This window comes from Kitasatospora sp. NPDC059973, assembly GCF_042737525.1.
In the GTDB taxonomy this organism is placed as follows: domain Bacteria; phylum Actinomycetota; class Actinomycetes; order Streptomycetales; family Streptomycetaceae; genus Kitasatospora.
Map to the genome: position 1 here is coordinate 1 of NZ_JBHWUI010000249.1, position 8,360 is coordinate 8,360.

The window sequence follows — 8,360 nt, forward strand, 5'->3', positions numbered from 1 at the left end:
GCCACGAACGCGGCCACGGACCCGGCCCGCAACACCGCCGGCCACGCGGCCGGAGACGCCGCGGGGAGCGCCCCTGACGGAACCCCCGCCGCCCCTGCCGCTGCCGCCCCCGCCGCCCCCATCGCCCCCATCGCCCCCGTCGCCACCCCGGAGGGCCTCCCCGACGGACCGGCCGCCCCGCCCGGGGCGCTGCGGCTGCCCGAGGCACCGCTGCCGCCGAGCGAGGTGGACCGGCTGGTCGGCGGCATGCACCACGACCCACACGGCCTGCTCGGCGCCCACCCGGTGCACGGCGGCACCGCGATCCGGGTGCTGCGCCCGTTCGCCGAGCGGGTGGTGGTGGAGACCGCGCACGGCCCCGCCGAACTCACCCACCAGCAGAACGGCCTCTTCACCGGCCTGCTGGCCGGCACCGAGGTGCCCGACTACCGGCTGCTGGTCAGCTACCCCGGCAGCGAGCCGCTCAGCCAGCACGACGGCTACCGCATCGCGCCCACCCTCGGCGAGCTGGACCTGCACCTGATCTCCGAGGGCCGGCACGAGCAGCTCTGGCGGGCCCTCGGCTCGCACGTGCGCACCGTCGGCGGGGTGCCCGGCACCGCCTTCGCGGTCTGGGCGCCGAACGCGGCGGGCGTCCGGCTGATCGGGGACTTCAACCACTGGGACGGCACCGCGCACCCGATGCGCTCGCTCGGCTCCTCCGGCGTCTGGGAGCTGTTCGTCCCGGGCCTGGCCGAGGGCACCCAGTACAAGTACGAGATCCACACCCGGCAGGGCTGGGTGCTCGACAAGGCCGACCCGCTGGCCCGGGCCGCGCAGTGCCCGCCGGGCACCGCCTCGGTCGTCACCTCCTCCTCCTACCGCTGGCAGGACGACGAGTGGATGGAGCGCCGGGCCCGCGCCGCGCACCACCGGGCGCCGATGTCGGTCTACGAGCTGCACCTGCCGTCCTGGCGGCCCGACCTCACCAGCTACCGGGCGATCGCCGAGGAACTGCCCGGCTACCTCAAGGAGTTGAACTTCACCCACGTGGAGTTCATGCCGGTGATGGAACACCCCTTCGGCGGCTCCTGGGGCTACCAGGTCTCCGGCTACTACGCCCCCACCGCCCGGCTCGGCAGCCCCGACGACTTCCGGCACCTGGTCGACACCCTGCACCGGCACGGCATCGGCGTGATCGTCGACTGGGTGCCCGCGCACTTCCCCAAGGACGACTTCGCCCTCGCCCGCTTCGACGGCGAGCCGCTGTACGAGCCGGCCGACCCGCTGCGCGCGGAGCACCCCGACTGGGGCACCCTGGAGTTCGACTACGGCCGCACCGAGGTGCGCAACTTCCTGGTCGCCAACGCGGTGTACTGGTGCGAGGAGTTCCACATCGACGGCCTGCGGGTGGACGCCGTCGCCTCGATGCTCTACCTCGACTACTCCCGCGAGGGCGGCGCCTGGACGCCCAACCAGTACGGCGGCCGGGAGAACCTGGACGCGGCCGCCTTCCTCCAGGAGATGAACGCCACCGTCTACCGGCGCTGCCCCGGCGTGCTCACCATCGCCGAGGAGTCGACCGCCTGGGAGGGCGTCACCCGGCCCACCGACAGCGGCGGCCTGGGCTTCGGCCTGAAGTGGAACATGGGCTGGATGCACGACTCGCTGGTCTACATGTCCAAGGAGCCGGTGCACCGCAAGTACCACCACAACGAGATCACCTTCTCGATGGTGTACGCCTACTCCGAGAACTACGTGCTGCCGATCTCGCACGACGAGGTGGTGCACGGCAAGCAGGCGCTGGTCTCCAAGATGCCCGGCGACTGGTGGCAGCAGCGCGCCAACCAGCGCGCCTACCTGGGCTTCATGTGGGCCCACCCGGGCAAGCAACTCCTCTTCATGGGGCAGGAGTTCGCCCAGGGGTCGGAGTGGGACCACGAGCAGGGCCCGCAGTGGTGGGTGCTCGACGAGCAGTCCTGGCCGGCCGCCGGGGAGCACCTCGGGATGCGCCGGCTGGTCCGCGACCTCAACCGCCGCTACCTCGACGCCCCGGCGCTCTGGGAGCAGGACACCACGCCGGACGGCTTCCGCTGGCTGGACGGCGGCGCGGCCGAGGACAACCTGCTCTCCTTCGTCCGGTACGCCGCCGACGGCTCCCCGCTCGTCGCGGTCTGCAACTTCTCCCCCGTCGTGCGGCACGGCCACCGGGTCGGCCTGCCCGCCCTCGACGGCCGCGAGCAGCTCTGGGAGGAGGTGCTGAACACCGACGCCGAGACGTACGGCGGCGCCGGCGTCGGCAACTCCCATCCGGTGAAGGCCGAGTCCGTCCCCTGGAACGACCAGCCCCGCAGCGCCGAACTCGTCCTGCCGCCCCTCGCCACCGTCTGGCTCCGCCCGGCCTGAGCGCGCCCGGTCGGTGCCGGGCCGTCGTGCCCGGCACCGACCGGCCCCCGGGCTCCCCGCCGGAGGCCGGGGGCCACCGCGGCTCCAACCCGTCGGCGGGCTGGCCCCCGGCCCGCCCCGACGTGACCTTCGTCCCTTGCCCCGGCCGGGGCCCTCTGCTCGCGGACGTCCGTTCCCGGTGCGAAGGTATGGTCGATATGACCATCCTCTGAGACGACGGGACGGAGAGACCCACGTGGCGCGCAGCGTGTACGTGACCGGGATCGACCGAGGGGACGGCCGGCAGGCCGTCGAACTCGGGGTCATGGAACTGCTCACCCGCCAGGTGGACCGGGTCGGGGTGTTCCGGCCGCTGGTGCACGCGCACGCGCCCGGCGAGCGGGGCTCCGACCACGTCGTCGAGCTGCTGCGCACCCGCTACCGGGTCGACCTGCCCACCGCCGAGCTGTACGGGCTCACCTACGAGGAGGCGGCCGCCCTGCAGGCCGCCCAGGGCCAGGACGAGCTGGTCTCCACCCTCGTCGACCGGTTCCGGGCGCTGGAGCGGCGCTGCCAGGCGGTGCTGGTGCTGGGCACCGACTTCGCGGACACCAACATCCCCGACGAGCTGGCCTTCAACGCCCGCCTCGCCAACGAGTTCGGCGCCGCCGTGCTGCCGGTGGTCGGCGGCCACTCCGAGGACCCGGCGGCGGTGATCGCCGAGGTCCGCAACGCCCACCGCGCCTACACCGACCTCGGCTGCGAGACCCTCGCGATGGTCGCCAACCGGGTCGCGCCCGGCGCCAAGCAGCGGATCCAGCGCACCCTCGGCGAGAAGCTGCCGATCCCCGCGTACGTCATCCCCGAGGAGCCGGCGCTGGCCGCGCCGACCGTCGCCCAGCTGGTCGAGGCCACCGGCGCCGAGGTCCTGACCGGGGACGCGGCCGGGCTGGCCCGGGACGTCCGCGGCTTCGTCTTCGGCGGCGCCATGCTGCCGACCTTCCTGGACGCGCTGACCGAGGGCGCCCTGGTGGTCACCCCCGGGGACCGCGCCGACCTGCTGATCGGCTCGCTGGCCGCGCACGCCGCCGGCGCCCCGCCGATCGCCGGCGTGCTGCTGACGCTCGGCCAGCACCCCGGCCCGAACGTGATGGCGCTGGCCGCCCGGCTGGCCCCCGGCACTCCGGTCGCGGTCGTCCCCGAGGGCAGCTGGATCACCGCCGCCGCCCTGACCCATCTGGAGGGCAAGCTCACCTCGGCCAGCCCGCGGAAGGCCGAGATCGCCCTGGGCCTCTTCGAACTCCACGTGGACACGGCCGAGTTGACCAACCGGATCGAGGTCGGCCGGTCCGAGCGGGTCACCCCGATGATGTTCGAGCACGCGCTGCTGGAGCGGGCCCGGGGCGCCCGCCGGCACGTGGTCCTCCCGGAGGGCGCCGAGGAACGGGTGCTGCGCGCCGCCGAGGTGCTGCTCCGCCGCAACATCTGCGACCTCACCCTCCTCGGCGACCCCGACACCGTCCGCCGCAAGGCCGCCGCCCTCGGCATCGACCTCCCGCCGGAGGACCCGGCGGCCGACCGCGCCCAGGTCCGGATCGTCGACCCGGCGACCAGCCCGCTGCGCCGCCAGTTCGCCGAGCTGTACGCCCGGCTGCGCGCCCACAAGGGCATGACCGTGGAGCTGGCGCTGGACGTCGTCACGGACGTCAGCTACTTCGGCACCCTGATGGTCCAGGAGGGCATCGCCGACGGCATGGTCTCCGGCGCGGTGCACTCCACCGCCGCCACCATCCGGCCCGCCTTCGAGGTGATCAAGACCGCGCCGGGCGCCGCGATCGTCTCCTCGGTCTTCTTCATGTGCCTCGCCGACAAGGTGCTGGTCTACGGCGACTGCGCGGTCAATCCCGACCCGGACGCCCAGCAGCTGGCCGACATCGCCATCCAGTCCGCCGCCACCGCCGCCCAGTTCGGCGTGGAGCCCCGGGTCGCGATGCTCTCCTACTCCACCGGCACCTCCGGCTCCGGCGCCGACGTCGACAAGGTCCGCAAGGCGACCGAGCTGGTCCGCGCGCTGCGGCCGGACATCCTGGTCGAGGGCCCGATCCAGTACGACGCGGCGGTGGACGCCCATGTCGCGGCCACCAAGCTGCCCGGCTCGCCGGTGGCCGGCCGGGCCACCGTGCTGATCTTCCCGGACCTCAACACCGGCAACAACACCTACAAGGCGGTCCAGCGCTCGGCCGGCGCGGTGGCGGTCGGCCCGGTCCTCCAGGGGCTGCGCAAGCCGGTCAACGACCTCTCGCGCGGCGCGCTGGTCGAGGACATCGTCAACACCGTCGCGATCACCGCCATCCAGTCGCAGGAGCACGGCGGGCCGCAGGGCCCGGCCACCCCCTCGCAGGACCGCACCGAAGGAGTCCGGGCATGAGTGAAGGCACCCGCGTCCTGGTCCTGAACGCCGGCTCCTCGTCGGTCAAGTACCAGCTGATCGACATGCTGGACGGCGCCCGGCTGGCCTCCGGCCTGGTCGAGCGGATCGGCGAGGCGAACGGCCGGCTGGTGCACGCCCCGCGCTCCGGCGAGCGGCGCGAGGCGCTCCAGGTCTTCCCCGACCACTCCGCCGCCCTGAAGGCCGTCGCCGAGGAGCTGGCCGCCGACGGCACCGGGCTGGACTCCCCCGAGCTGGCCGCGATCGGCCACCGGGTGGTCCACGGCGGGCTGCGGTTCACCGAGCCGACGGTGATCACCGAGGAGGTGCTGACCGAGATCCGCCGGCTGATCCCGGTCGCGCCGCTGCACAACCCGGCCAACATCACCGGCATCGAGGTGGCCCGGGCGCTGCGCCCGGACCTGCCGCAGGTCGCCGTCTTCGACACCGCCTTCCACGCCTCGATGCCCGAGTACGCGGCCCGGTACGCGGTGGACAAGGCCGTCGCGGACGAGCACCGGGTGCGCCGCTACGGCTTCCACGGCACCTCGCACCAGTACGTCTCGCGGGCCACCGCCCGGCTGCTCGGCAAGGACCCGGCCGAGGTGAACGTGATCGTCCTGCACCTGGGCAACGGCGCCTCCGCCTCGGCCGTCTCCGGGGGCCGCTGCGTGGACACCTCGATGGGGCTGACCCCCCTGGAGGGCCTGGTGATGGGCACTCGTTCGGGTGATATCGACGCGGGCGTGGTGTTCCACCTGCACCGGGTCGGCGGTCTCTCGATCGACGAGATCGACGACCTGCTGAACCGCCGCAGCGGCCTGCTGGGGCTGTGCGGCGACAACGACATGCGCGAGATCATGCGGCGGGCCGAGGGCGGGGACGCCGACGCCGAGCTGGCCTTCCGGGCCTACGTCCACCGGCTGCGCAAGTACATCGGCGGCTACTACGCGGTGCTCGGCCGGGTGGACGCGATCGCGTTCACGGCCGGGGTCGGCGAGAATGCGGCTCCGGTGCGGGCCGCGGCCACCGCCGGCCTGGAGGAGCTGGGCATCGCGGTGGACCCCGAGCTGAACTCGGTGCGCTCCGGCGAGGCCCGGATCATCTCGCCCGCGTACGGCCGGGTCGCGGTCGCCGTGGTCCCCACCGACGAGGAACTGGAGATCGCGCGTCAGGCCTTCGCCCTGGTGCACCGGCGGTCCGGGGGCTGAGCCGTCGTCGTCTCGCCCCTCGGGATCCTTCGTCGACGATTCCTCACGTTTCGTGCCGAATGCACCTATAACACGAACGGATAGACTGATCCATATGCGCCGAGCGAAAATTGTCTGCACCCTGGGTCCGGCGACGGACTCCTACGAACAGCTGAAGGCCATCGTCGAGGCGGGCATGAACGTCGCCCGACTGAACATGAGCCACGGCACCCACGCGGACCACGAGGAGCGGTACCACAAGGTCCGCCAGGTCTCGGAGGACACCGGCAAGGCCATCGGCGTCCTTGCCGACCTCCAGGGCCCCAAGATCCGTCTGGCCACCTTCGCCAACGGTCCGGTGACCGTCGACAACGGTGACGAGTTCATCATCACCACCGAGGACGTCCCCGGTGACCGGCACATCTGCGGGACCACCTACAAGGGCCTGCCGGGCGACGTGAAGCCCGGCGACCCGATCCTGATCAACGACGGCGTCATCGCCCTGGAGGTCGTCAGCGTCGACGGCCCGCAGGTGAAGACCGTCGTCGTCGAGGGCGGTGTGCTCTCGAACAACAAGGGCATCAACCTGCCCGGCACGGCCGTGAACGTGCCCGCGCTGTCCGAGAAGGACAAGGACGACCTGCGCTTCGCCCTGGAGCTGGGCGTCGACATGGTCGCCCTCTCCTTCGTCCGCAACGCGGACGACATCAAGGACGTCCACGAGGTCATGGACGCGGTCGGCATCCGGGTGCCGGTCATCGCCAAGATCGAGAAGCCGCAGGCCGTCGAGGCCATGGAGGAGATCGTCCTCGCCTTCGACGCCATCATGGTCGCCCGTGGTGACCTGGCCGTCGAGTACCCGCTGGAGCGGGTGCCGCTGGTCCAGAAGCGGCTCATCACGCTGGCCCGCCGCAACGCCAAGCCGGTGATCGTCGCGACCCAGATGATGGAGTCGATGATCCACGCCTCGCGGCCGACCCGCGCCGAGGTCTCCGACGTCGCCAACGCGATCCTGGACGGCACCGACGCGGTCATGCTCTCCGCCGAGTCCAGCGTCGGCAAGTACCCGGTCGAGACGGTCCGCACCATGAGCCGGATCGCCGAGAAGGCCGAGGAGGAGCTGCTCTCGCAGGGCCTCCAGCCGCTGAACCCGGGCCGCAAGCCGCGCACCCAGGGCGGTTCGATCGCCCGCGCCGCGTGCGAGCTGGGCGACTTCCTCAACGGCAAGGCGCTGGTCGCGTTCACCAAGTCCGGTGACACCGCGCGCCGGCTCTCCCGCTACCGCTCGCCGATCCCGGTGATCGCGTTCACCCCGGACAACGCCACCCGCAACCAGCTCTCGCTGAGCTGGGGCGTCGAGGCGCACGTCACCGAGCAGGTCGGCTCCACCGACGAGATGGTGGCCCAGGTCGACCGCGAGATGCTCAAGATCGGCCAGCTGGACGAGGGCGACACCGTCATCGTCACCGCCGGCTCGCCCCCCGGCGTCCCCGGCAACACCAACATGGTCCAGGTGCACCACCTGGGCACCCGGAGCGCGTAGCACCCGCCCGGAAACACGCCCGTGGGGCGGTCCCTTCTCGTCGGAGGGGCCGCCCCACGGGCGTTCTCGCCGCCGCTACTGGTTGCCGACGTACGGCTTGTCGTCGTTGTAGAGCTGCATGCCGGGGATCTTCAGCGTGCCGCCGAACTGGCCGGACTGGACCGCGGTGACACCGGTCATCTCCAGCCAGAGCGGCAGTTCGAGCTTGCCGATCAGGTCGTACAGCCACTGCGGCAGCGGCCCGTCCGGGGTCAGCGTGAGCTCACCCAGGTCGATCGGGATCGGCAGGCCGAGCACCTTGGACAGGTGGCCGGAGAGCTTCTCCACGTACATGGTGACCGGGCCCTTGCGCATCGTGGAGACCGAGCCGGGGGCGCCCTTGACGTGGAAGGTCTTGCCGTTGCCCTCAAGGGTCGACATGTCGAGGTTCTCGATGTCCACGCTGTCGACCACGAACTTCAGCACCCGCTTGGTGCCGGTCGGCGTCTGGACCTTGACCACGCCCATCAGGACGGCGTGGTTGAGGGTCAGCCGGCTGGTCTGCAGGGTCCAGTTCTGGTCCGGGACGAGGATCGCGTTGTCCGTCTTCTCCCCGGCGGCCAGGCCCTTCATCGGGACCAGGCAGTTCGGGTCCTTGGTCGGCGTGCCCGAGGCGGACGGCGTGGCCGGGCCCGACGGCGCGGCCGACCCGGTGGCCTTCGCACCCGCGGACGGCTTGCCGCTCGCCTTGGCACCCGGCGTGCTCGCCTTGGCGCCCGGCGTGGTGGCCGCCGGGCTCGGCGTCCCCGACCCGGCGGCCGGGGGCGTCGTGGCGCCGGACGGCGCGGGCGCGGCG

Annotated in this window: 4 protein-coding genes and 1 pseudogene; 4 read left to right on the forward strand and 1 reads right to left on the reverse strand. The window is 72.5% G+C overall.

What is annotated here, in order from left to right:
• The 4 genes from glgB to pyk form a co-directional block, all read left to right on the forward strand.
• On the forward strand, positions 1-2,385 hold a 2,385-nt coding region (gene glgB, locus ACFWA9_RS36625; RefSeq protein ID WP_380393450.1), incomplete at its 5' end, for a 1,4-alpha-glucan branching protein GlgB.
• Between the two features lie 235 nt (positions 2,386-2,620).
• The gene (pta, locus tag ACFWA9_RS36630; protein ID WP_352289438.1) at positions 2,621-4,792 is read left to right on the forward strand and encodes a phosphate acetyltransferase; all 2,172 of its coding nucleotides are present in this window, start codon (positions 2,621-2,623) and stop codon (positions 4,790-4,792) included.
• Positions 4,789-6,003: an acetate kinase gene (locus tag ACFWA9_RS36635; RefSeq protein ID WP_329489655.1), complete on the forward strand. Its 1,215-nt coding sequence runs from the start codon at positions 4,789-4,791 to the stop codon at positions 6,001-6,003. The genes pta and ACFWA9_RS36635 overlap by 4 nt, the downstream gene beginning before the upstream one ends.
• Positions 6,004-6,097: 94 nt before the next feature.
• Positions 6,098-7,525, forward strand: coding sequence for a pyruvate kinase (pyk, locus tag ACFWA9_RS36640; RefSeq protein ID WP_380393453.1), 1,428 nt, complete (start codon positions 6,098-6,100; stop codon positions 7,523-7,525).
• A 75-nt stretch (positions 7,526-7,600) separates the two neighbouring features.
• Here pyk and ACFWA9_RS36645 read toward each other — a convergent pair.
• Positions 7,601-8,360, reverse strand: a pseudogene (locus ACFWA9_RS36645) (hypothetical protein); the annotation flags it as partial.